Source organism: Chromobacterium sp. S0633 (genome assembly GCF_024158805.1).
Taxonomy (GTDB): Bacteria; Pseudomonadota; Gammaproteobacteria; order Burkholderiales; family Chromobacteriaceae; genus Chromobacterium.
The window spans coordinates 88,896-113,043 of sequence record NZ_JAMZGH010000001.1 but is presented as its reverse complement, the minus strand read 5'-3'; the positions used below and the strand labels follow the sequence as shown (position 1 = coordinate 113,043).

Genomic DNA, 24,148 nt, shown 5'->3' with positions numbered 1-24,148 from the left:
ATAGAAGGATTTTCCAACCATGAAATGGGAAGTCGTCATCGGTATCGAGGTGCATGTGCAGCTCAATACCGTCTCCAAGATTTTCTCCGGCGCCAGCACCGCCTTCGGCGCCGAGCCGAACACCCAGGCCTCCGCGGTGGAGCTGGCCTTTCCCGGCGTGCTGCCGGTATTGAACAAGGCGGTGGTGGACAAGGCCATCCGCCTGGGACTGGCGCTGGACGCCAAGATCAACCAGAAGAATGTGTTCGCGCGCAAGAACTACTTCTATCCCGATCTCCCCAAGGGCTACCAGATCAGTCAGATGGATCTGCCCATCGTCGAAGGCGGTCAGCTGAAGATCCTGGTGGGCGAGCAGGATAAGGTCATCGGCGTGACCCGCGCCCATATGGAAGAGGACGCCGGCAAGAGCCTGCATGAAGACTTCCACGGCCTGTCCGGCATCGACCTCAACCGCGCCGGCACGCCCTTGCTGGAAGTGGTGTCCGAACCGGACATGCGCTCGGTGGACGAGGCGCTGGCCTATGTGAAGGCCTTGTACGCGCTGGTGACCTGGCTGGGCATCTGCGACGGCAATATGCAGGAAGGCAGCTTCCGCATGGACGTCAACGTGTCGGTGCGCCCGGAAGGTCAGCAGGCCTTCGGCACCCGCCGCGAGATCAAGAACCTCAACTCCTTCCGCTTCCTGGAGCAGGCCGCCAAGTACGAAATCCAGTGGCAGATCGACACCCTGGAGGATGGCGGCAAGGTGCAGCAGGCCACCGTGTTGTTCGACCCGGACACCGGTGAGACAGAGGTGATGCGCAGCAAGGAAGACGCGCACGACTATCGCTATTTCCCGGATCCGGACCTGCTGCCGGTGCGCATTTCCGATGAGCAGATCGCCCGCATCCGCGGCGAGATGCCGGAGCTGCCGGCGGCGATGCAAGTCCGTCTGGCCGAGGCCTACGGCGTGTCCGCCTACGACGCGGCGCTGCTGACGTCCAGCCTGGCGCAGGCGCAGTACTTCGAAGCCGCGGCCAAGGCCTCCGGCCAGGGCAAGCTGGCCGCCAACTGGATCAACGGCGAGATCGCCGCGCGGCTGAATCGCGACGGCAAGGAGATCGCCGATTGCCCGATCTCGGCCGAGCGCCTGGTTGGCCTGATCGCGCGCATCGCCGACGGCACGCTGTCCAGCAAGCTGGCCAAACAGGTGTTCGACGCCTTGTGGGACAGCGAACTGTCCGCCGACGACATCATCGAGCGCGACGGCCTGAAGCAAGTGTCCGACGTCGGCGCCATCGAGAAAATGGTGGAAGAAGCGATCGCCGCCAATCCCAAGGCGGTGGAAGAATTCCGCGCCGGCAAGGAGAAGGCGCTCAACGCCTTGGCCGGCCAGGTGATGAAGGCTTCCAAGGGCAAGGCCAATCCGGCTCAGGTGCAGGATATCCTGCGACAGAAGCTGGCCTGAGAACCTATTCCAAAGTCTGCTGCGCGTCGGCGGGATAGTTAGACAAGGGCGTTGAAACCGTCTTCGAAATGCTCATGTACCGTGTGTACATTCCGCTTTCTCAGTCGTTTTCGCCTTGTCTCGCCCTAGCTCGCGAGACTTGGAACAGGTTCTGAGCCAACGGAACTTCAGGGCGGCGGCGCCGATCGTGGCGCCGCCGCCCTGTTTTTGTGTTGCGGCGCGACAAGTGGTCTTGCTCTGGACTGTCCTTGGAAATATTCCCAGGCCCGGGGTGTGGTGTTTCGGAAATGGTTCGAGTGTTAACAGCTCACTTTGACTGATGTTTTTAAGCCTCTGATTTGACAAGGAATCCGCTTTTTGCCTGGTCCGCTAAGTCATTGTCTCAAAAGGTGAATTAGAACTTCTCGATGTTGACCGTGGGGAAGTTCTTTCTTATAGTGGCGGAAAGTGGGGCGAAGTGGGTGAAAGTGGGGCATTTGTCCCAGGGGGCGACGGCCCCTTAGGTTTATTCGGTCAGCGGGCTCGAAATCATGATTGGTGGCGTCAGCATCTTGTCTCTCGATAGCAAGGGGCGTTTGGCTATTCCGGCTAAACACCGCGAGACACTGCTGTCCGCTTTCGGGCACAAATTGATCGTCACCCTCGAGTCCCAAGACCACTTGCTGATCTACCCCGAACCCAACTGGCGTCCGGTCGAAGCCCGCCTGCTAGCCCTTCCCACCGGCAATCCCACTCTGAAACGTTATCAGCGCCTCGTGCTCGGCCACGCGGAAACGCTGGAAATGGACAGCGCCGGACGCATTCTGCTGCCCGCGCGCCTGCGCGATCTCACCGGACTCGACAAAGACGTCGCGCTGGTGGGCATGGGCAACCGCTTCGAGCTGTGGAATGCCGAGGAATGGGACAACCAGACCGCTGACGCCCTGGCCATCGATCAAACCGATCTGGCCCAACACCTTGGAGACTTTACGCTGTGAGCACCACCCCTTTCGTGCACCTGACGGTGCTCTTGACCGAAGCGGTCGACGCGCTCGCCATCCGGCCGGATGGCGTCTACGTCGATTGCACTTTCGGTCGAGGTGGCCACAGCCGCTTGATCCTGTCGCGACTGGGGCCGCAAGGCCGCCTGATCGCCTTCGACAAGGATCCCGAAGCCATCGCCGTGGCCACGCGGCTGGCGGAGGAAGACCCGCGCTTTCAGATCGTGCACAACGGTTTTGAAACGCTGGGGCAGGAATTGGACCGCCTGGGCGTGCCCCAGGTGGACGGCGTGTTGATGGATCTGGGCGTGTCCTCGCCGCAGATCGACGACGGACGGCGCGGTTTCAGCTTCCGTTTCGACGCGCCCTTGGACATGCGTATGGATACCACCCGCGGCATCACCGCGGCCGAATGGTTGGCGACGGCAGACGAGGCCGATATCAGAGAGGTCATCAAGACTTATGGTGAAGAGCGGTTTGCTCGCAAGATCGCAGCAGCCATTGTTGCGCAAAGGGCTGACGCCCCCCTCCAGACCACGCGTGAGCTCGCCGTGCTCGTTGGGCAAAACGTCCGTACTCGGGAACCGGGTCAGGACCCCGCAACGCGTACCTTCCAAGCGATCCGGATCTTTGTGAACCGCGAGCTGGACGAACTCAAGGCGGTGCTGCCGCAGGCGGCGCGCCGCCTGGCGGAAAACGGCCGCCTGGCGGTGATCAGCTTTCATTCGCTGGAAGACCGCATCGTCAAGCAATACCTGCGCGACGCCAGCAGCGAGGAAAAGCTGCCGGCGTGGGCGATGGTGCGCGCGTCCGATATGGCCCAGCCGCCGCTGTCCACCGTGGGCAAGCCGGTGCGCGCCGGCGATGAGGAGGTGCGCGCCAACGCGCGCTCCCGCAGCGCCATCATGCGCGTGGCCGAGCGCACCGCCGCGCCGTGGCGGGAGATCGACGCATGAACAAGCTCAACGCGATACTGCTGGTCATCGTGGTGCTGTCCGCCTGGTCGGTGGTCACCTCGACCCACGTGTCGCGCAAGCTCTACAGCGATTTGCAGAAGGAACGCAAATCCGCCCAGCAGCTGGAGATCGAGTTTGGCCAGCTGCAGCTGGAGCAGAGCACCTGGGGCGCGCACGCGGTGATTGAGAAAGCCGCGTCCAGCCGCCTCGACATGCATATCCCGGATCCGCGCCAGACCCAGGTGATCTCGCCTGGGAAGGGGATGTGATGCGCACTTACTCCCCTCGCCACCAGCAACGCATCCCGGACGCCAGCCCCGCGCTGCGCATGAAACCGGGCCGCGTGCGCTTTGTGCTGCTGATGCTGGCGCTGCTGTTCCTGGCCTTGATCGGCCGCGCGGTCTATCTGCAAGTGGTGCAGCAGGACTTCCTGCAAAACCAGGGCGAGGCGCGTTTCCGCCGCGCGCTGACGCTGGAGGCCAACCGCGGCGTGATCACGGACCGCAACGGCGAACCGCTGGCGATCAGCTCGCCGGTGCAGACCATCTGGGCCAGCCCGGCGGACATGGAGCCGGTGCCGCCGGCCAAGCTGCGCGAACTGGCGGCGATGCTGGATCTGTCGCCGGAGGAGCTGTCGGCCAAGCTGTCCGACCGCAAGAAGGAATTCGTCTATGTCAAGCGCCAGATCAGCCCGGAGCTGGCCGACAAGGTGATGGCGCTGGGCGTGCCCGGCATCGCCAAACAGCAGGAATTCCGCCGCTTCTACCCGGCCGGGGAAATCGTGTCCCACATCATCGGTTTCACCGGCGTGGACGGCAAGGGCCAGGAAGGCGTGGAGCTGGCGCGCGAGAAGATGCTGGCCGGCAAGGACGGCCGCCGCGTGGTGCTGAAGGACCGCCGCGGCCACATCATCGAAGACGTCGCCGCCATCGAGCCGCCGCGCGACGGCCAGAAGCTGGCGCTGGCGGTGGATCACCGCATCCAATACCTGGCTTACCGCGAGCTCAAGGCCGCGGTGGAGCTGAACAAGGCCAAGGCCGGCAGCGTGGTGGTGGTGGACGCCCACACCGGCGAGTTGCTGGCGCTGGCCAATTACCCCTCGTTCAACCCCAACAACCGCAGCGGCGTGACGCCGGAAATGATGCGCAACCGCGGGGTGATCGATCTGTTCGAGCCGGGCTCGACGATGAAGCCGCTGTCCATCTCGCTGGCGCTGGAGAACGGCAAGGCCGGACTCAACACGGTGCTGGACACCCATACCTACATGATAGGCCCGGCCACCATCCGCGACGTGGCGCCGCGCCCCAGCCTGGACATTCTCGGCATCATCCAGAAATCGTCCAACGTCGGCACCAGCAAGCTGGCGCTGATGAGCTCGCCGGAACAATCGTGGAAGCATTACGACGCGCTGGGCTTCGGCCGCGCGCCGGAAACCGGCTTCCCCGGCGAAGCCGGCGGCCGGCTGCGCGACTGGCACAACTGGCGGCCCATCGAGCAGGCGACGATGTCCTTCGGCTACGGCATCTCGGTCAGCCTGATCCAGATGGCGCGCGCCTACACCGTGTTCGCCAACGACGGCGTGATGCTGCCGATCTCGCTGTACAAGACCGCCACCCCGATGCCGGGCAAGCGGGTGCTGAGCGAAAAAACCGCGCACGAGATGCGCGATCTGCTGATCGCCAACAGCCAGCCGGGCGGCGGCGCCGTCGGCGGCCGCATCATCGGCTACAGCGTGGGCGGCAAGAGCGGCACCGCGCGCAAGCTGGAAGGCCGCGCCTATGTGGCCAACAAGCACCGCGCGCTGTTCATGGGCTTCGCGCCGGGCAAAGCGCCGCGCGTGATCGTGTCGGTGATGATAGACGAGCCCTCCGCGGGCAAATATTACGGCGGCGCGGTGGCTGCGCCGGTGTTCTCGCAGATCGCCGGCGGCGCGCTGCGGGTGCTGAACGTGCAGCCGGACGAGCCCTCCAACAACACTTTATTGCCGGAATCCACCCCGGTGCCGGTGGATTTTTGATCAGATCATGAAAAGCCGTTTGACCCCCATGCCGGACTGGAATCCGGCCGACATCAAACAATTGGGACTGCCCGTCAAACGGGTGGAGACCGACAGCCGCCGCGTGCTGCCCGGCGACGTGTTCCTGGCGTGCCCCGGTCTGCATTCCGACGGCCGCGACTACATCCAGGCCGCGCTGGCGAAAGGCGCGGCCGCGGTGTTGTGGGACGACGCCGGCGGTTTCGCCTGGAACCCGCTGTGGCAGGCGCCCAATCTGCCGGTGCCGCATCTGCGCGACCGCATCGGCATGCTGGCGGCCGAGGTTTACGGCTATCCCAGCCGCGCGCTGCGCGTGATCGGCATCACCGGGACCAACGGCAAGACCTCGATTTCCCACTGGCTGGCGCAGGCTTTCTCGCTGCTGGGCCAGAAGGCGGCGCTGATCGGCACCGTCGGCAACGGCTTTTACGGCGAGCTGACCGAAACCACCCACACCACGCCGGACCCGGTGACCATCCAGCAAAAGCTGGCCGAATACCGCCGCCAGGGCGCGCACGTGGTGACCATGGAAGTGTCCAGCCACAGCCTGGATCAAAGCCGCGTCAACGGCGTGGACTTCGCCACCGCGGTGCTGACCAACCTGACCCGCGATCACCTGGACTACCACGGCTCGATGGAAGCCTACGGCGAATCCAAGAAGAAGCTGTTCTTCTGGGAAGGCCTGAAGCACGCGGTGATCAACGCCGACGATGAATTCGGCCGCCAGCTGGCCGCCGAAATCGACCCGGCTGAGACTCTGGTGGTGACTTACGGCCTGGAGCAGGGCGATGTGCGTCCGCTGGCGCTGGCCGCCACGCTGGACGGCCTGCAACTGACGGTGACCACGCCCTGGGGCGTCGCCGATGTGCGCACCGGCCTGGTGGGCCGCTTCAACGCCGCCAATCTGCTGGCCTGTCTGGCCACGCTGTGCGTCAACGGCGTCAGCCTGCGCGACGCGGCCGCGGTGATGGCGCGCATCCAGCCGGCGCGCGGCCGCATGCAGAGCGTGGGCGGCGCGCACGAGCCGCTGGTAGTGATCGACTACGCCCACACGCCGGACGCGCTGGAAAAAGCCTTGTCCACGCTGGCCGAGATCCGCCCGGAAGGCGGCCGCCTGTTCTGCGTGTTCGGCTGCGGCGGCGACCGCGATCCGGGTAAGCGCCCGATGATGGGCGCCATCGCCGAGAACATCGCCGACGTGGCGGTGCTGACCAGCGACAATCCGCGCACCGAAGACCCGCAAGCCATTCTGCGCGACGTGCTCGACGGCATGGACGCCGCGCGCACCCACGTCGAGGCGGACCGCGAAGCCGCCATCCACTGGGCGGTGAGCCAGGCGCGCGCCGGCGACGTGGTGCTAGTGGCCGGCAAGGGGCATGAGGAATACCAGGACATCGCCGGCGTCAAGCGGCCGTTCTCCGACTTCCGCGTGGCGGAAGAAGCGCTGACCGCCTGGGGAGAGCGCGCATGATGACGCTGCTGCAGGCCGCCGAACTGGCCCGGGGCGCTTTGAGCGGCCCAGACGGCGACATCCTGCGCGTGGTGACCGACAGCCGCGAGGCCGGCCCCGGCGATCTATTCGTCGCGCTGAAGGGCGAACGCTTCGACGCCCACGATTTCGTCGCCGAGGTGACGGCCAAGGGCGCGGCCGCGCTGGTGCGCGCGGATTTCGAGCTGTCCGGCGCCAGCCTGATCCGTGTGGACGACACCCTCCTGGCCCTGGGCCGGCTGGCCTCCGGATGGGCGCAACGCCAGCCGGCGCTGCGTATCGGCGTCACCGGCTCCAACGGCAAGACCACGGTCAAGGAAATGCTGGCCGCCATTCTGCGCCAATATGCAGGCGCGGACGCGGTGCTGGCCACCGCCGGCAACTTCAACAACGATATCGGTCTGCCGCTGACCCTGCTGCGGCTGACGCCGGCGCATCGCTACGCGGTGCTGGAGATGGGCATGAACCATCACGGCGAGCTCCGCTATCTGACCGGCCTGGCCCGGCCGCGCATCGCGCTGGTCAACAACGCGATGCGCGCCCACTTCGGTTATTTCGGCTCCACCGAGGAAGTGGCGCGCGCCAAGGCGGAAATCTTCGAAGGCCTGGACGCCGACGGCGCGGCGGTGCTGAACGCCGACGACGCCAATCTGGCCTTGTTCCGCCGCGCGGCGGACGGTCGCCGCCAGATCGCCTTCGGCCTGGGCGCCGAAGCCGACGTCCGCGCCGTCGACATCGAACTGAGCGCCTTGAGCAGCCGCTTCACGCTGCGTTGCGCCGACGGCGAACGGCGGATCGAATTGCCGGCGCCGGGCGAACACAATGTGCGCAACGCGCTGGCCGCGGCCAGCCTGGCCTTGGTCGCCGGTGTGCCGCTGGACGACATTGCCGCCGGCCTGGCGGCCTTCGGCGGCGCCAAGGGCCGTTTGCAGCTCAAGCAAAGCCCGCGCGGTCTGAGCGTGATCGACGACAGCTACAACGCCAACCCGGATTCGATGAAGGCCGGGATCGACGTGCTGGTCCGCCTGCCGGCGCCGCGCTGCTTCGTGATGGGCGACATCGGCGAACTGGGCGAAGCCGCCGACGCGCTGCACGCGGAAGTGGGCGAGTACGCGCGGACGCGCGACGTGGACCTGCTGCTGACCTTGGGCGAGGTTTCGCGCCACGCCGCCGCCGCCTGCGGCGCGCGCGGCAAACATTTTGATTCGATTGACGAGTTGTACGAGTTTCTCGACCGGCAGTTGCCGTCGGGTGCCTCCGTTCTGGTCAAGGGGTCGCGCTTCATGCGCATGGAACGGGTGGTGGAACACCTGATGCAACAATTTAGAGAGGAACAATAACGTGCTGCTCTGGCTGGCTGAACTGCTGGGCTCCCACATCCGGGCCTTCAACGTCTTCAACTACATCACGCTGCGCGCGGTGATGGCGGCGCTGACCGCGCTGGCGATCTCCCTGCTGCTGGGGCCGTGGGTGATCCGCAAGCTGACCGAGCTCAAAGTGGGCCAGGCGGTGCGCAACGACGGCCCGCAAACCCATCTGGTCAAGGCCGGCACGCCGACCATGGGCGGCTCGCTGATCCTGCTGGCCATCGGCCTGACCACGCTGCTGTGGGCGGACTTGTCCAATAAATACGTGTGGCTGCTGCTGGCGGTGATGTTCGGCACCGGCGCGCTGGGCTTTTACGACGACTGGCGCAAGGTGGTGTACAAGGACCCGAAAGGCGTGTCCGCCAAGTTCAAGATGGCCTGGCAGTCCGCCATCGCCATCGGCGCCGGCGTGTTCCTGATCGCCACCGCCAAGCTGCCGGCGTCCACCGAGCTGATCGTGCCCTTCGTCAAGACCATCTCCTATCCGCTGGGCGCGATCGGTTTTTGCATCCTGACCTATTTCGTCATCGTCGGCACCTCCAACGCGGTGAACCTGACCGACGGCCTGGACGGCCTGGCGGCCCTGCCCACCGTGATGGTGGCGGCCGGCCTGTCCATCTTCGCCTATGTCGCCGGCCACGCGGTGTTTTCCAAATATCTGGGCCTGCCCTTCATTCCCGGCGCGCACGAGGTGGTGGTGTTCTGCGCGGCGATGTGCGGCGCTTGCCTGGGATTTTTATGGTTCAACGCCTATCCGGCCCAGGTTTTCATGGGCGACGTCGGCGCGCTGGCGCTGGGCGCGGCGCTGGGCACCGTGGCGGTGATCGTGCGTCAGGAAATCGTGCTCTTGATCATGGGCGGCCTGTTCGTGGTGGAAGCGCTGTCGGTGATGATTCAGGTGGCTTCGTTCAAGCTCACCGGCAAGCGGGTGTTCCGCATGGCGCCGCTGCATCACCACTATGAGTTGAAGGGCTGGAAGGAAACGCAAGTGGTGGTGCGTTTCTGGATCATCACCATGATGCTGGTGTTGGCCGGCCTGTCCACCATCAAGCTGCGTTGAGGAAGACTATGGACTACGCGAATCGTCACGTCGTGGTGGTGGGCTTGGGAGGCTCGGGCCTGGCGGCCGCGCGCTACCTGGCCGCGCACGGCGCGCGCGTGAGCGTGGCCGACGCCAAGCCGTCGGCCGAGCGCGTGGCCGAGCTGCGCGCCTTCTTGCCGCAGGCGGAAGTGCGTGCCGGCGATTTCAGCGCCCAGACCTTCGCCGACGCCGACTTGCTGGTGCTGAGCCCGGGCGTGCCGCTGAAACACCCGGCCGTCGCCGCCTACCGCCAAGCCGGCGGCGAGGTGATCGGCGATATCGAAGTGCTGGCGCGCGCGATCCGCGGCGACGGCAGCAAGGTGATCGCCATTACCGGTTCCAACGGCAAGAGCACGGTCACCAGCCTGGCGGGCCATCTGTGCGCCGCCGCCGGCCTGGACGCGGTGGTGGCCGGCAATATCGGCCTGGCGGTGCTGGAAGCGCAGCTGGAACGCGAGCAAAGCGGCAAGCGCCCGGACGTGTGGGTGCTGGAGCTGTCCAGTTTTCAACTGGAATCCACATTTACGCTGGAGGCCGACGCCGCCACGGTGCTGAATATTTCCGAGGACCACCTGGACCGTTACGACGATCTGCTGGACTACGCCCACACCAAGACCCGGGTGTTCCACGGCGCCGGCGTCCAGGTGCTGAACCGCGACGACGCGCTGGTGCGCGCGATGGTTCGCCCCGGCCGTGCGGTCAAATGGTTCTCGCTGACAGAGGATGCCGGATACGCGTTGCGGCAGGATGACGGCCGCTACTGGCTGAGCCTGGACGGCGAGCGGGCCTTCGATTGCGCCGAGATGCGTTTGCAAGGCCTGCACAACGCCGCCAACGCGCTGGCCGCGCTGGCCTTGTGCGAAGCTGTGGGCGCGCCGCGCGCCGCGCTGCTGCAAGGACTGAAAACCTTCCATGGTTTGGAACATCGCGTCGAGCTGGTAGACGAAATCGCCTCGGTTGCGTTTATCGATGATTCCAAGGGCACCAATGTCGGCGCCACCGAGGCGGCGCTGAACGGCATGACCCGTCCGGTGGTGTTGATCGCCGGCGGCGACGGCAAGGGCCAGGACTTCGCGCCGCTGGCGCCGGCCTGCCGCCGCATCGCCCGCGCCGTGCTGTTGATCGGCCGCGACGCCGGCAAGATCCGCGCCGCGCTGTCCGCCACCGGCTTGCCCTTGCACGACTGCGAGACGCTGGAAGAAGCCACCCGCCGCGCGGCGGAACTGGCGCAGCCGGGCGACGTGGTGTTGCTGTCGCCGGCCTGCGCCAGTCTGGACATGTTCCGCAACTACGCGCATCGCGCCCAGGTGTTCATCGACGCCGTGCGCGAGTGGAAGGCGCGGCAAGCGGAGGCGACGCGGCCATGATCGTGCACGGAGCCCGGCGTTACGCCGCCATCAAGCCGTTCGACGAGGCGCTGTCCTGGGCGCTGGCCCTGCTGTTGTCGATCAGCCTGGTGATGGTGTACTCGGCGTCCATCGCCTACGCCGAGGCCGACGCGGCCACGCACAACCGCTACTTCTACCTGATCCGTCACATGATCTTCATGACGATAGGGCTGAGCGCGGCCTATATCGCCTTCCAGATTCCAACGGCGTTCTGGCAGAAGTACTCCGGCAAGATTTTCCTGATCGGACTGGTCTTGCTGGTGCTGGTGCTGATTCCCGGCATCGGCAAGATGGTCAACGGCTCGCGGCGCTGGATCAATCTGATCGTGCTGAACCTGCAGCCGTCGGAGGTGATGAAGTTCGCCACCGTGCTGTACGCGGCGGATTACACCGTGCGCAAGAGCCATTTGCTGCACAGCTTGAAGGAAGGCTTCGCGCCGATGTTCGCCGCCATGGTGGTGGTGGCCTTCCTGCTGCTGCGCGAGCCGGACTTCGGCGCGCTGATGGTGGTGATGAGCATCGCGATGGGCGTGCTCTTCCTCGGCGGCATCAATATGCGCATCTTCAGCGGGCTGGCGGTGATGGCGGTGGGCGCGATCGTGGTGTTGATCATTTCCTCGCCGTACCGGCTGAAGCGGGTGCTGGGCTTCATGGACCCGTGGGACGACCCGTACGGCAAGGGCTACCAGCTGTCGCACTCCTTGATCGCCATCGGTCGCGGCGAGTGGTTCGGCGTCGGTCTGGGCGGCAGCATAGAGAAATTGTTTTACCTGCCGGAGGCGCACACCGACTTCATCATGGCGGTGATTTCGGAAGAGTTCGGCTTTGCCGGCATCTGCGTGGTGGTCGGTCTGTACGCCTGGATCGTGCGCCGCGCCTTTCACATCGGCGTGGAATCGAAAAAGCTGGAGCGTTACTACCAGTCGCTGGTGGCGCAGGGCCTGGGCATCTGGCTCGGCATCCAGGTGTTTTTCAACATCGGGGTGAATATGGGTCTGCTGCCGACCAAGGGTTTGACCTTGCCGCTGATGTCTTTCGGCGGCTCGGCGATGTTGATGAATTTGATCGCGGTGGCGGTGCTGCTGCGAGTTGATTATGAAAACCGCCGCATCATGCGCGGCTACAAAGTGTAGCCGCGCATGAGCAGCGCTGTCAGGCGCCTTAGGGCGTAAGCCCGTAGGCGGCGGTTTCTGCGAGCCCGAAGGGCGAAGCAAAAACCGGCGCATGATGCGCGGCAACGAGAGTTAACGGAACGGATAGAGATGGCGAATCGCACGGTCATGGTGATGGCGGCTGGCACGGGTGGACACATCGTCCCCGGCCTCGCCGTGGCCAAGGAATTGCAAAGCCGGGGCTGGAAGGTGGTGTGGCTGGGCACTCGGCGCGGCATGGAGAACAAGCTGGTGCCGCCGACCGGCATTCCGCTGGAGCGGCTGAATTTCCACGGCGTGCGTGGCAAGGGCCTGCTGGGCTCGCTCAAGGGCGCGTTGCAGCTGGCCGGCGCTTTCTTCAGCAGCGCGGCGCAGATTTTCCGTCACCGCCCGGACGTGGTGCTGGGCATGGGCGGTTACGTCTGCCTGCCCGGCGGCGTGATGGCGGGCCTGCTGTGGAAACCGCTGGTCCTGGTCAACGCCGACGCCGGCCTGTTGTTGAGCAATAAGGCCTTGCTGCCCTTCGCCAAGAAACTGGCCTGCGGTTTCGACGGCGACGCGGCGCGCAACGGCAAGGCGCTGGTCACCGGCAATCCGGTGCGCGGCGAGATCGAGGGCATCGCCGCGCCGGCGGAGCGCTTCGCCGGCCGCAGCGGTCCGCTGAAGGTGCTGGTGGTGGGCGGCAGCCTGGGCGCCAAGGTATTGAACGAAACGCTGCCGCAGGCGATGGCGAAGCTGCCGGCCGACAAGCGGCCGCGACTGACGCATCAGACCGGCGAGGCGAATTTCGCCGCGGTCGAGGCCGCGTATCAGGCCGCGGGCCTGCGGGAGCAAGTGGAACTGCTGCCCTTCGTCGACGATATGCCGCAGCGCCTGGCCGAATGCGATCTGGTGATCTGCCGCGCCGGCGCGATCACGGTCAGCGAATTGTGCGCGGCCGGCGTGCCCAGCGTGCTGGTTCCGCTGGTGGTGTCCACCACCGGCCATCAGCGCGACAACGCCGAGTGGATGGCGCAGGCCGGCGCGGCCTGGCATCTGCCGCAGAAAGAATTGAACGCCGACGGGCTTGCGGGCCTGCTGGCGGGTTTGGATAGAGAGCAGTTGCTGGACAAGGCCGAACGCGCGCGCGCGCTGGCGCGTTCCGGCGCGGCCGGCCGGGTGGCCGACCTGTGCCAGCAGCTGGCCCGGGAATGACAGAGCGTCATACGAGCGCTCAAGCAGAGACACAGACATGAAACACAGGGTCAAACACATACATTTCGTCGGCATCGGCGGCGTGGGCATGTGCGGCATCGCCGAGGTGCTGCACGGCCTGGGCTTTACCGTGTCCGGCTCCGACATGGCGGAAAGCGCCACCAGCAAGCGGCTGATCGATCAGGGCATCCGCGTGTTTTACGGCCACGACGCCACCTATATGCACGGCGCCGACGTGGTGGTGACCTCCACCGCGGTCAAGGCCGACAATCCGGAAGTGCTGGAAGCGCGCGCCAACAAGATCCCGGTGATCCCGCGCGCGCTGATGCTGGCGGAACTGATGCGCTTCAAGCAGGGCATCGCCATCGCCGGCACCCACGGCAAGACCACCACCACCAGCCTGACCGCTTCGGTGCTGGGCGCGGCCGGCCTGGACCCCACCTTCGTTATCGGCGGCAAGCTGACCGCGGCCGGCACCAACGCGCGCCTGGGCTCCGGCGAGTTCCTGGTGGCCGAGGCCGACGAATCGGACGCCTCCTTCCTGCATCTGACTCCGGTGATGGCGGTGGTGACCAATATCGACGCCGACCACATGGACACCTACGACCACAGCTTCGACAAGCTCAAGCAGGCTTTCGTCGACTTCCTGCAGCGGCTGCCGTTCTACGGCCGCGCGGTGCTGTGCGTGGACGATCCCCATGTGCGCGAGATCCGCGGCCGCATCACCAAGCCGGTGACCACCTACGGCCTGGACGACTCCGCCGACATCTACGCCGAGAATGTGCGCGCGGCCGCCGGCCAGATGCATTTCGACGTGGTGGTGAAGAACGGCAAGGAAGTGCGTTTCCCGGTGGTGTTGAACATGCCGGGCCGCCACAACGTGCTCAACGCGCTGTCCGCCATCGCCATCGGCCTGGAGTGCGGCGCCAGCGTGGAAGCGATCCAGCAAGGCCTGGCCGAGTTCGCCGGCGTCGGCCGCCGCTTCCAGGGTTACGGCGAAGTGCCGGCCAAGGACGGCGGCAGCTTCACCCTGGTGGACGATTACGGCCATCACCCGGTGGAAATGGCCGCCACGCTGGCCGCGGTGCGCGGCGCCTTCCCGGACAAGCGTCTGGTGCTGGCCTTCCAACCGCACCGCTACACCCGCACTCGGGATCTGTTTGAAGACTTCGTCAAAGTGCTGTCCAGCGTGGACGCCTTGCTGCTGTCCGAAGTCTACGCCGCCGGCGAAGCGCCCATCGTGGCCGCCGACGGCCGCGCCTTGGCGCGCGCGGTGCGCGTGCAGGGCAAGGTGGAGCCGGTGTTCGTCGAGGACATCGCCGAGATGCAGCAGACCATTTTCGATCAAGCTCGCGACGGCGACGTGGTGGTGACCATGGGCGCGGGCTCCATCGGCGCGGTGCCGGCCAAAGTGGCGGCGGGCGCGTGATGATGAATGACAAGGACAAGGCAATGAAGCAGTACGGCAAGGTGGCGGTGATGATGGGCGGCAGTTCCTCCGAGCGCGAAGTGTCGCTGATGAGCGGCGCCGGTGTGCTCAAAGCCCTGCAATCCCGCGGCGTAAACGCTCACAAGTTCGATCCGTCGGAACAGCCGCTGAGCGCGCTGAAGAACGAGGGTTTCGCACGGGTGTTCAATGTGCTGCACGGCCCCTTCGGCGAAGACGGCACCTTGCAGGGCGTGTTGGAAAGCATGGGGCTGCCGTATACCGGTTGCGGCGTGATGGCGTCGGCGATCTGCATGGACAAATGGCGCACCAAGCTGCTGTGGCAGGGCGCCGGCCTGCCGATCCCGGCCTTTGAGCTGCTGGACGAGAACAGCGACTTCGCCGCGGTGGAAGCCAAGCTGGGCCTGCCCATCTTCGTCAAGCCGGCCACCGAGGGCTCCAGCATCGGCGTGACCAAGGTCAAGCAGCCGGGCGAACTGAAGGCGGCGTTTGAAGAGGCGCGCAAATACGACAGCATCGTGATCGCCGAGCGTTTCATCGGCGGCGGCGAGTACACCTGCGCGGTGATCGGCGACACCGCCTATCCGACCATCAAGATCGAACCGGCGACCGAGTTTTACGACTACGACGCCAAGTATTTCCGCGACGACACCGTCTACCGCTGCCCGTCCGGCCTGAGCGAAGACGTGGAGACGCGCGCGCGCGAACTGTCGCTGGCGGCTTTCCGCGTATTGGGCGGCCGCGGCTGGGGCCGGGTGGATTTCCTGATGGACGAAGCCGGCGGCATTTACCTGCTGGAAGCCAACACCAATCCGGGCATGACCAGCCACAGCCTGGTGCCGATGGCGGCGCGGGCGATGGGCATCAGTTACGAGGATTTGTGCCTCAAGGTGCTGGATATGGTGCATGTGGGATAACCATCGGCTGCTTAGAGGCCTGGCCAATCTGATGCTGGCCGCCACCGCGCTGATGTTGCTGTATGCAGGAGGGTTCTGGTTGACGCACGCTCCGGTGTTTCCGGTGAAGAAGATCCAGATTCGCGGCGACATGAAACGCGTGACGCCGGAACAGCTGAAGTTCATTGCCGAGCATGAGCTGTCCGGCACCTTCTTCACGCTGGACATCGACAAGACGCGGGCGGCCTTCGGCAAATTGCCGTGGGTGCGGGATGCCCAGGTGCGGCGGCGCTGGCCGGACGCGCTGGACATTTCGGTGGAAGAGCATGTGGCGCTTGCGCGCTGGGGAGAGAACGGCCTGGTCAATACCCGAGGAGAGCGGTTCGACGCCGCCAGCGACCAGGACCTGCCGGTGTTTTACGGGCCGGCGGGGGCAGAGAAGGACATGAGCGAAATGCTGGGAGGGCTGCGGCAGGATCTGGCCCCGGCGGGCGTCAAGCCGGCGGCGCTGTGGCTGTCCAGCCGCCGCGCCTGGAAAGTGGGGCTGGACAACCAGGTGCAGCTGGAGCTGGGACGCAACGACGTGAGTCCGCGCGCCCGCCGCTTCGCCCAGTACTGGAAGAGCAAATTGGCGGCGTTGCCGTATCACGTGGAATACGTGGATATGCGCTACCCGAATGGATTCGCCGTGCGGATGCCCGATTACAAGGCGCCGCCGGCCAAGGGAAACAAGTAATTAGCAGTTGGAGCGACAGGTGAGCAAACCAAAGGAAAGCAAGAACATGCTGGTTGGCCTCGACATCGGCACATCCAAGATCGTGGCGATCGTCGCAGAAGTCCTGGAGGACGGCCAACTTAATATCGTCGGCATGGGCCACACCCCGTCGCGCGGTTTGAAGCGCGGCATGGTGGTGAACATCGAATCCACGGTGCAGGCCATCCAGCGCGCGCTGGAAGAGGCGGAACTGATGGCCGACTGCAAGATTCACGAAGTGTTCGCCGGCATCGCCGGCAGCCACATCAAGAGCGTGAACTCGCACGGCATGGTGGCGATCAAGGATCGCGAAGTCACCAAGATGGACATCGACCGCGTGATTGAAACCGCGCGCGCGGTGACCATTCCGCCGGACCATCAGGTGCTGCACATCCTGACCCAGGAATACAGCATCGACGGTCAGGAAGGCGTGCGCGAACCGCTGGGCATGAGCGGCGTGCGGCTGGAAGCCAAGGTGCACATCGTCACCGGCGCGGTGTCCGCCGCCCAGAACGTGACCAAGTGCGTGCGCCGCTGCGGCCTGGAAGTGTCCGACCTGGTGCTGCAACCGATGGCCTCCGCCATCGCGGTGCTGTCGGAAGACGAAAAAGATCTGGGCGTGTGCCTGATCGACATCGGCGGCGGCACCACCGATATCGCGGTCTACGCCAACGGCGCGATCCGCCACACCGCGGTGATTCCGATCGCCGGCGATCAGATCACCAACGACATCGCCATGGCCTTGCGCACCCCGACCAAGGAAGCCGAGGACATCAAGATCCAGCACGCGGTGGCGCTGGTGGCGATGGCGGACCCGAGCCAGATGATAGAAGTGCCGGGCGTGGGCGAGCGCGGGCCGCGGCAGATGTCGCGCGCCACGCTGGCCGAAGTGGTGGAGCCGCGGGTGGAAGAGTTGTTCCAGCTGGTGCAGCAGGAACTGCGCCGCAGCGGCTTCGAGGATTTGCTGTCCTCCGGCATCGTGCTGACCGGCGGCGCCAGCCTGATGCCGGGCATGGTGGAGCTGGCGGAAGAAGTGTTCCACATGCCGGTGCGCGTCGGCGTGCCCAAGTATGTGGGCGGCCTGGCGGAAGTGGTGAAGACCCCGCGCTTCTCCACCGGCGTCGGCCTGCTGTTGTACGGCAAGGATCAGATTCAAACGCATGCCGGCCCCAAGGTGGAGACGGCGGGTGTGGGCCAGATGTTCACGCGCATGAAGGCGTGGTTTGCTGGCAATTTTTAAGAGTTTGTTGACGATCCGCGGATCGTGAACATTGTACTAAGCGCTACGCGGCCGGCGCACTCGCTGGCCACGATAGCGATCGGGCAGATGTATATGAAGTCGGTAGCTCATCTTTATTGAGGAGAGGAAAATGAGCGGAATGGTCTTTGAAGTTATGCAAGAAACCGCCAATGTGGCGATCATCAAAGTCATCGGCGTCGGCGGCGGCGGTTGCAACGCCATCGACAATATGATCGACGGCAATGTGCACGGCGTGGAGTTCATCTGCGCCAACACCGACGCTCAGTCGCTGCTGCGCAACAAATCGCCGCAGAAGCTGCAGCTGGGCAACAATCTGACCCGCGGCCTGGGCGCGGGCGCCAATCCGGAAGTGGGCCGCAGCGCGGCGCTGGAAGACCGCGAACGCATCGCCGAGATGCTGCGCGGCTCCAATATGGTGTTCGTCACCGCCGGCATGGGCGGCGGCACCGGCACCGGCGCGGCGCCCGTGGTGGCCGAAGTGGCCAAGGAAATGGGCATCCTGACCGTGGGCGTGGTCACCCGGCCGTTCGAGCACGAAGGCAAGCGCATGAAAGTGGCGCAGAACGGCATCGAGGATCTGAAAAAGCACGTCGATTCGCTGATCGTGATCCCCAATGAAAAACTGATGGAAGTGCTGGGCGACGATGTGACCATGCGCGAAGCCTTCCGCGCCGCCGACGATGTGCTCAAGGGCGCGGTGGCCGGCATCGCCGAGGTGATCACTTGCCCGGGCCTGATCAACGTCGACTTTGCCGACGTGCGCACCGTGATGAGCGAAATGGGCCTGGCGATGATGGGTTCCGCCTACGCCTCCGGCATCGACCGCGCTCGCGTGGCCGCCGAACAGGCCGTGGCCAGCCCGTTGCTGGACAACATCACGCTGGAAGGCGCGCGCGGCGTGCTGGTCAACATCTCCACCGCGCCTGGCTGCCTGAAGATGAGCGAGTATCGCGAAATCATGGGCATCGTGCGTCAGTACGCGGACGAAGACGCGCAGATCAAGTTCGGCACCGCCGAAGTGGAAGACATGCCGGAAGACACCATCCGCGTGACCTTGATCGCCACCGGCCTGGGTCAGAAAAAGACCGCGCGCAATACCGAGGAGCGTCCGGAATACATCAAGATCGTCAAGACCGGCACCGACGACCGCGCGGTGGAAGTGGTCAGCTACGACGACTTCGACACCCCGGCCATCATGCGCCAGGGCCGTCGCCGCGCCGCGCCGTCCATGGACTTCTCCAACCCGGAAGTGAGCGAAAGCTACGACATCCCGGCCTTCCTGCGCAAGCAGGCGGACTGAGGCGGAGCCGCTATAGAAGAAAGCTATTTAATACTGCAAATCAATCAATAAAGTGCGGTTTTTGACTGTGCTAGAATCGGGCATTCCCATTCGTTCGAGAAGCCCGACATGATATTGCAGCGCACGCTGAAACAAGCGATAAGCGCCACGGGTGTGGGTTTGCACTCCGGCGAGCGGGTGAAGCTCACCCTGCTGCCGGCCGCGCCCGACACCGGGATCGTCTTTCGCCGCACCGACTTGCCCGAGCCGGTGACGGTGAAAGTGGATCCATCGCTCGTCAACGACACGCGACTCTCCTCCACGCTGGTGACAGACACCGGCGTGCGTGTCGGCACGATCGAGCATTTGATGTCGGCCCTGGCGGGCTTTGGCATCGACAACCTCGTGATTGAGGTCACGGCGGCGGAGATCCCCATCATGGACGGATCCGCCGCCCCTTTCATTTACCTGTTGCAGACCGCGGGCGTGGTCGAGCAGCACGCCAAAAAGCGCTTCATCCGCGTCACCCAGACGGTGGCCGTGGAAGAGCGCGGCGTGTGGGTGAAGCTGGAGCCGCACGAGGGCTTCAAGGTCACCCTGTCCATAGACTTCAACCATCCGGCCTTCAATCTGGCGCCGCAGACGGTGGCGGTGGATTTCGCGCGTCATTCCTATACCGACGAGATCAGCCGCGCGCGCACCTTCGGCTTCATGCACGAGGTGGAGTACATGCGCAACCACGGCCTGGGCCGCGGCGGCAGCCTGGACAACGCCATCGTCATCGACGACGAATACGTGCTGAATCCGGAAGGCCTGCGTTTCCCGGACGAATTCGTTCGCCACAAAATCCTGGACGCCATCGGCGACCTCTACATCATCGGCCACCCGTTGATCGCCGCCTTTTCCGGCCACAAATCCGGCCACGCGATGAACAACAAGCTGTTGCGCAAGCTGCTGGAGACGCCGGAAGCCTGGGAATACGTCAGCTACGACGACCCGCTGGACGCGCCGTCCAGTTTCCACCGGCTGCCGGAGGTGGCCTAGCGGTGTTTGGTTTCTGGCGCCTGTGGCTGCTCGTCACCATCCTGCTGCTGGGCTGGGCAGGCGTCTGTTACCTATTGACCCGCAATCCGCTCTACCTGCGCTATCTCGGCCGCATCGCCCGCTGGAGCGGCGGCCTGGTAGTGCTGGTCAGCGCCTTCTGGCTGATTTACCGGCTGCTGTCCTAAGAGCCTGTTCAAGGTCTTGCGAGCAAGGGCGAGACAAGGCGAAAACGAGCGAAAAAGCGGAATGTACGAGTGGTACATGAGCATTTTGAGCTGGTTTTTAACGCCGTATCGCTGAAGCGCAGCAGACTTCGAACAGGTTCTAAGCGGGCCGGAGGAGTAATGAACCCATGTCAAAATTGACTCATTTCGACGCCGGCGGCCAGGCCCATATGGTCGACGTCGGCGCCAAGGCGCACAGCCGCCGTCGCGCGGTGGCCGAAGGCTGCATCCGCATGCTGCCCGCCACCTTCGCGCTGGTGAAGGACGGCGGCCATAAAAAAGGCGATGTGCTCGGCATCGCCCGCATCGCCGCCATCATGGCGTCCAAGAAGGCCGCGGACCTGATTCCGCTCTGCCACCCGATCGCGCTGACCCGGGTGGCGGTGGACTTCGAACTGCTGGAGGCCGACAACGCCGTGCGCATCGAGGTCACCGCTGAGTGCAGCGGCCAGACCGGGGTGGAGATGGAGGCGCTGACCGCGGCCAACGTCGGCCTGCTGACCATTTACGATATGTGCAAGGCGGTGGACCGCGGCATGGTCATCGACGGTGTGCGGCTGCTGGAGAAAGAGGGCGGCAAGAGCGGGCATTGGCGGGTGGAAGGCTGATCCTGCTCGGTTTTGCAAGCCGCGTCATGCGTCGTTACAAGCTTTGCTGCGCGCCGGCCCGCGACGCTTGACGCCCCCGCTCGGCGGGCTTGTCCCGCCAATAGCCGGCCAAGAGCGAGCCGGAAATATTGTGCCAGACTGAGAACAGCGCGCCGGGCAAGGCCGCGAGCGGGCTGAAGTAGGCCTTGCCCAGCTGGGCGGCCAGGCCGGAGTTCTGCATGCCCACCTCGATCGCCAGCGTGCGGCACACCGATTCGTCGAAGCCCAGCAAGCGTCCTCCCCAATACCCGCCCAACAGGCCGATGGCGTTGTGCAGCATCACCGCCAGAATGGTCAGCCCGCCCACCGCGGCGATATGGTTCTTGCTGCCGGCGACGATGGCGGCGATCAGCGCGACGATGGCCAGCATCGACAACAGCGGCAGCAGCGGCTCCAGCCGGCGGACCTGGGGCGCGAAGAAGCGATGCGCCAGCAGACCCAGGCCTATCGGCAGGATGACGATCTGCAGAATGCTCAGCAACATCGCCGCCACTTCCACTTTGATCGCCGCGTCCACGTACAGCCGGGTCAGCAGCGGCGTGGCTATCACCCCAACCAGCGTCGACAGCGAGGAAATGGTGACCGACAGCGCCACGTCGCCGCGCGATAGATAGATGATCACATTGGACGCGGTGCCGCTGGCGACGCTGCCCACCAGAATCATGCCGATGGCCAGCTGCGGCGGCATCTGGAACAGCCGCGCCAGCGCCCAGGCCGCCAGCGGCATCACCAGATAGTGCAGGCCCAGTCCGGCCAGCACCGGCGCCGGCCGGCTCAGCACCCGTTTGAAATCGTCCAGCGTCAGCGTCAGTCCCATCGCGAACATGATCACCGCCAGCAGCAGACCTGTATGCGGCAGCAGCGGGGTGAACGCCGCCGGCCGCTGGTAAGCGACGGCGGACAGCAGCAAGGCCCATAGCGGGAACAGACGGGTGATTGTGGCGAGCACGGCGACTCCTGGCGGCGGACGATGCGCCCATCATAGGCGATGCGCCCCGGTGTCTGGCAAGTCCGCGCGCGCATGGCTGATCCAGTGTCAGCCGTCGGCTGCGCAATCGTCTTTTGCCAGCGGCGGCGCGGCGCGGTTTAATCGGGTCTTCGATTCCATGGAGCGCGCGATGCAAGCGACGATTGCCGGCAAGACCGTGGCCGACTGGCAGGCCAGCCACCCCTTATTGACGCCCTTGATGGCCTTGCAGCCTTTGAGCTGGTTCAACCCCGCGCTGGCGCCGGCGGCGGAAGCGCTGGCCGACGTGGGCCTGAGCCGGGCCGACGTCGCGGACGCCGATGCGCGCTTGCGCCGCTTCGCGCCCTATCTGGCGCGGGTGTTTCCGGACGCGGCCGCCAGCGGCGGCATCATCGAATCGCCGCTGCTGCCGCTGCCGGCGATGCGCGCGGCCTTATGGGCCGAGGCCGGGTTGGCGGACGGCGGCGGCCTGTGGCTGAAGGCGGACAATCTGCTGCCGATTTCCGGCTCCATCAAGGCGCGCGGCGGCATTTACGAGGTATTGAAGCACGCGGAAAGCTTGGCGCTGAGTCATGGCTTGCTGCGGGAGGGGGACGACTACGCCGGACTGGACAGCGCCGAGGCGCGGGCCTTCTTCGGCGGCTACCGGGTGGCGGTGGGCTCCACCGGCAACCTGGGCCTGTCCATCGGCATCATCAGCGCCAAGCTGGGCTTCCAGGCCAGCGTGCATATGTCGGCGGACGCGCGGCAGTGGAAGAAGGACTTGCTGCGCAGCCATGGGGTCGAGGTGGTCGAGTATCCGTCCGATTACAGCGTGGCGGTGGCCGAAGGCCGCAAACAGGCGGCGTCCGATCCGCGCTGTCATTTCGTCGACGACGAGAATTCAGTCAATCTATTCCTTGGTTACGCGGTGGCGGCGGAGCGTCTGCGCGGCCAATTGGCGGAGCAGGGCGTCCGGGTGGACGCCGAACATCCGCTGCTGGTGTATCTGCCCTGCGGTGTCGGCGGCGGGCCGGGCGGGGTCGCTTTCGGCCTCAAGCTGGCTTTCGGCGACGCCGTGCATTGCCTGTTCGCCGAACCCACCCACGCGCCCTGCATGCTGCTGGGCGTTTACACCGGGCTGCATGATGAGGTGGCGGTGCAGGATTTCGGCATCGACAATCTGACCGCCGCCGACGGCCTGGCGGTGGGCCGACCGTCCGGCTTCGTCGGGCGCGCGATGCAGCGGCTGATAGACGGCTATTACACGGTGGACGATGGCGAGCTTTACCGCTTGCTGGCCATGCTGGAGCGCGAGCAGGGCTTGCGGCTGGAGCCGTCGGCGCTGGCCGGCATGCCGGGGCCGCTGCGGGTGTTGAGCGAGACCCAGGGTTACCGCCAGCGGACGGGCTTGAGCGCGGAGCGGCTGTCGCGCGCCAGCCATCTGGTGTGGGGCACCGGCGGCGGCATGGTGCCGCCGGCGGAAATGGACGCCTATCTGGCGGAAGGCCGGCGGCGGCTGTCGGCGTGAACGATGCTGGCGATATGCTGAATCTTCCCCCGCGCGCCGGCGTCCGGCTGGACGGCGCGCAATGGTCCAATCTGCACACCTTCGCGGCGGCGGCGCGGCATCTGAGCTTCGCCCGCGCCGCCGAGGAACTGTGCCTGAGCGCTAGCGCGGTCAGCCATCGCATCGCCCGGCTGGAACGGGCGCTGGGCACCCGCCTGTTCCTGCGGCTGACCCGCAGCCTGAGGCTGAGCGAGGACGGAGAACGCATCTATCAGGCCTGGCTGGCCGGTCAGGCTCAGCTGGAGGCGGCGCTGAATCCGCAGGACGACGCCGAGCCGGCCGGCGCGGTGGCCCTGTATGCGCGGCCCTCGCTGGCGCAATGCTGGCTGGCGCCGCGGCTGGCGGATTTCGCCGCGCGCTATCCGCGCATTGCGCTGGACATCCGCAGCGGCAACGAGATGGTGGACTTCCGCGCCTGGAACATAGACCTGGCGCTGTATTACTCGGCCGGCGAGTTTCCCGGCCTGGACGCGCAGCGTCTGATGGACGAGCAGGTGGCGCCGGTGTGCAGCCCGGAGTACGCGGAGCGGCACGGTCTGCGCGACAATCCGGCGGCCCTGGCCGCATGCCTGCTGCTGCACGACGCCCAGGCCTGGGAACGGGCGGCTCACGACGCCGAATGGCGGGAGTGGGCGCGGCGGCAGAACGTGGCCTTGCCGCCGCGGGGCATCAGCTTCGACCGTTCCGACCTATGCGCGCAGGCGGCCGCGCATCACGCCGGCGTGGCGCTGGGTCGGCGTCGCTTGGTGCAGCGGCAGCTGGAACGCGGCGAACTGATGCTGCCGCTGGGGCCGTTTCAACCGCTGGGGCCGCAGGCTTATTACCTGGTGCGCGCGCCGCAAGCGCCGTCGCCGCGGGTGTGGGCGGTGATGGACTGGCTGCGGGCTTGCGCGGCGGATTAGGCGTCCTTCCCCTTTTCGCGCCCGCCCTCTCGCGCGCCTTCCCGGCGGCGTGCTAGTCTGCTTCAGTTCAATGTCATGTCTGCCGCGGGA

The 24,148-nt window shown here is 65.6% G+C and carries 22 protein-coding genes; 21 read left to right on the top strand and 1 reads right to left on the bottom strand.

Annotated features, from left to right (window positions below; translation table 11 throughout):
- The first annotated feature begins 19 nt into the window (after nt 1-19).
- The 19 genes from gatB (at nt 20) to moaC (ending at nt 20,601) form a co-directional block, all read left to right on the top strand.
- The gene (gene gatB / locus NK214_RS00570) at nt 20-1,447 is read left to right on the top strand and encodes an Asp-tRNA(Asn)/Glu-tRNA(Gln) amidotransferase subunit GatB (RefSeq protein WP_253313525.1); all 1,428 of its coding nucleotides are present in this window, start codon (nt 20-22) and stop codon (nt 1,445-1,447) included.
- A 530-nt stretch (nt 1,448-1,977) separates the two neighbouring features.
- Entirely contained in the window at nt 1,978-2,424 is a 447-nt protein-coding gene (gene mraZ, locus NK214_RS00565) for a division/cell wall cluster transcriptional repressor MraZ (protein WP_107797812.1), read from the top strand.
- Nucleotides 2,421-3,383: a 16S rRNA (cytosine(1402)-N(4))-methyltransferase RsmH gene (gene rsmH, locus NK214_RS00560; protein ID WP_107797813.1), complete on the top strand. Its 963-nt coding sequence runs from the start codon at nt 2,421-2,423 to the stop codon at nt 3,381-3,383. The genes mraZ and rsmH overlap by 4 nt, the downstream gene beginning before the upstream one ends.
- Nucleotides 3,380-3,652, top strand: a complete 273-nt coding sequence (ftsL, locus tag NK214_RS00555) for a cell division protein FtsL (protein WP_107797814.1) — start codon at nt 3,380-3,382, stop codon at nt 3,650-3,652. The genes rsmH and ftsL overlap by 4 nt, the downstream gene beginning before the upstream one ends.
- Nucleotides 3,652-5,400: a penicillin-binding protein 2 gene (locus tag NK214_RS00550; RefSeq protein ID WP_107797815.1), complete on the top strand. Its 1,749-nt coding sequence runs from the start codon at nt 3,652-3,654 to the stop codon at nt 5,398-5,400. The genes ftsL and NK214_RS00550 overlap by 1 nt, the downstream gene beginning before the upstream one ends.
- A 7-nt stretch (nt 5,401-5,407) precedes the next feature.
- A complete protein-coding gene (locus NK214_RS00545; RefSeq protein ID WP_253313524.1) occupies nt 5,408-6,889 on the top strand; it encodes a UDP-N-acetylmuramoyl-L-alanyl-D-glutamate--2,6-diaminopimelate ligase in 1,482 nt (493 codons plus the stop codon).
- Nucleotides 6,886-8,247 carry a UDP-N-acetylmuramoyl-tripeptide--D-alanyl-D-alanine ligase gene (gene murF, locus NK214_RS00540; protein ID WP_253313523.1) on the top strand — a complete coding sequence of 454 codons (1,362 nt, stop codon included), beginning with the start codon at nt 6,886-6,888 and terminating at the stop codon, nt 8,245-8,247. The genes NK214_RS00545 and murF overlap by 4 nt, the downstream gene beginning before the upstream one ends.
- A 1-nt stretch (nt 8,248) precedes the next feature.
- Nucleotides 8,249-9,334 (top strand): phospho-N-acetylmuramoyl-pentapeptide-transferase, encoded by a 1,086-nt coding sequence (gene mraY / locus NK214_RS00535; protein ID WP_107797818.1) that lies wholly within the window; start codon nt 8,249-8,251, stop codon nt 9,332-9,334.
- 8 nt (nt 9,335-9,342) lie between these two features.
- On the top strand, nt 9,343-10,722 hold the full coding sequence (gene murD / locus NK214_RS00530; protein WP_227106469.1) for a UDP-N-acetylmuramoyl-L-alanine--D-glutamate ligase: 1,380 nt from the start codon (nt 9,343-9,345) through the stop codon (nt 10,720-10,722).
- The gene (ftsW, locus tag NK214_RS00525) at nt 10,719-11,876 is read left to right on the top strand and encodes a putative lipid II flippase FtsW (protein ID WP_019102074.1); all 1,158 of its coding nucleotides are present in this window, start codon (nt 10,719-10,721) and stop codon (nt 11,874-11,876) included. The genes murD and ftsW overlap by 4 nt, the downstream gene beginning before the upstream one ends.
- A 129-nt stretch (nt 11,877-12,005) precedes the next feature.
- Entirely contained in the window at nt 12,006-13,088 is a 1,083-nt protein-coding gene (murG, locus tag NK214_RS00520; protein ID WP_227106471.1) for an undecaprenyldiphospho-muramoylpentapeptide beta-N-acetylglucosaminyltransferase, read from the top strand.
- A gap of 37 nt (nt 13,089-13,125) precedes the next feature.
- Nucleotides 13,126-14,517, top strand: coding sequence for a UDP-N-acetylmuramate--L-alanine ligase (murC, locus tag NK214_RS00515; RefSeq protein WP_253313522.1), 1,392 nt, complete (start codon nt 13,126-13,128; stop codon nt 14,515-14,517).
- A gap of 23 nt (nt 14,518-14,540) precedes the next feature.
- Nucleotides 14,541-15,452, top strand: coding sequence for a D-alanine--D-alanine ligase (locus NK214_RS00510; protein ID WP_253313578.1), 912 nt, complete (start codon nt 14,541-14,543; stop codon nt 15,450-15,452).
- Nucleotides 15,442-16,167 carry a cell division protein FtsQ/DivIB gene (locus NK214_RS00505; RefSeq protein WP_048413564.1) on the top strand — a complete coding sequence of 242 codons (726 nt, stop codon included), beginning with the start codon at nt 15,442-15,444 and terminating at the stop codon, nt 16,165-16,167. Before NK214_RS00510 ends, NK214_RS00505 begins: the two co-directional genes overlap by 11 nt.
- Nucleotides 16,168-16,213: 46 nt before the next feature.
- Entirely contained in the window at nt 16,214-17,425 is a 1,212-nt protein-coding gene (gene ftsA / locus NK214_RS00500; RefSeq protein ID WP_197081372.1) for a cell division protein FtsA, read from the top strand.
- A 130-nt stretch (nt 17,426-17,555) separates the two neighbouring features.
- The gene (gene ftsZ, locus NK214_RS00495; protein ID WP_039755403.1) at nt 17,556-18,746 is read left to right on the top strand and encodes a cell division protein FtsZ; all 1,191 of its coding nucleotides are present in this window, start codon (nt 17,556-17,558) and stop codon (nt 18,744-18,746) included.
- A 111-nt stretch (nt 18,747-18,857) separates the two neighbouring features.
- Nucleotides 18,858-19,769 (top strand): UDP-3-O-acyl-N-acetylglucosamine deacetylase, encoded by a 912-nt coding sequence (lpxC, locus tag NK214_RS00490; protein ID WP_199225982.1) that lies wholly within the window; start codon nt 18,858-18,860, stop codon nt 19,767-19,769.
- A 2-nt stretch (nt 19,770-19,771) separates the two neighbouring features.
- Complete coding sequence (locus tag NK214_RS00485) at nt 19,772-19,954, top strand: hypothetical protein (protein WP_019102328.1); 183 nt, start codon at nt 19,772-19,774, stop codon at nt 19,952-19,954.
- 167 nt (nt 19,955-20,121) lie between these two features.
- Nucleotides 20,122-20,601 (top strand): cyclic pyranopterin monophosphate synthase MoaC, encoded by a 480-nt coding sequence (gene moaC, locus NK214_RS00480; RefSeq protein WP_253313521.1) that lies wholly within the window; start codon nt 20,122-20,124, stop codon nt 20,599-20,601.
- Nucleotides 20,602-20,635: 34 nt separating this feature from the next.
- Here moaC and NK214_RS00475 read toward each other — a convergent pair whose 3' ends face one another.
- Complete coding sequence (locus NK214_RS00475; RefSeq protein WP_253313520.1) at nt 20,636-21,589, bottom strand: bile acid:sodium symporter; 954 nt, start codon at nt 21,587-21,589, stop codon at nt 20,636-20,638.
- 169 nt (nt 21,590-21,758) lie between these two features.
- On the opposite strand from NK214_RS00475, the gene dsdA reads away from it, so the two are divergent.
- Together dsdA and dsdC are read left to right on the top strand one after the other, a co-directional pair.
- Nucleotides 21,759-23,117: a D-serine ammonia-lyase gene (gene dsdA / locus NK214_RS00470; RefSeq protein ID WP_253313519.1), complete on the top strand. Its 1,359-nt coding sequence runs from the start codon at nt 21,759-21,761 to the stop codon at nt 23,115-23,117.
- Between the two features lie 14 nt (nt 23,118-23,131).
- Nucleotides 23,132-24,058 (top strand): DNA-binding transcriptional regulator DsdC, encoded by a 927-nt coding sequence (gene dsdC, locus NK214_RS00465; RefSeq protein ID WP_253313518.1) that lies wholly within the window; start codon nt 23,132-23,134, stop codon nt 24,056-24,058.
- The last annotated feature ends 90 nt before the right edge of the window (nt 24,059-24,148 follow it).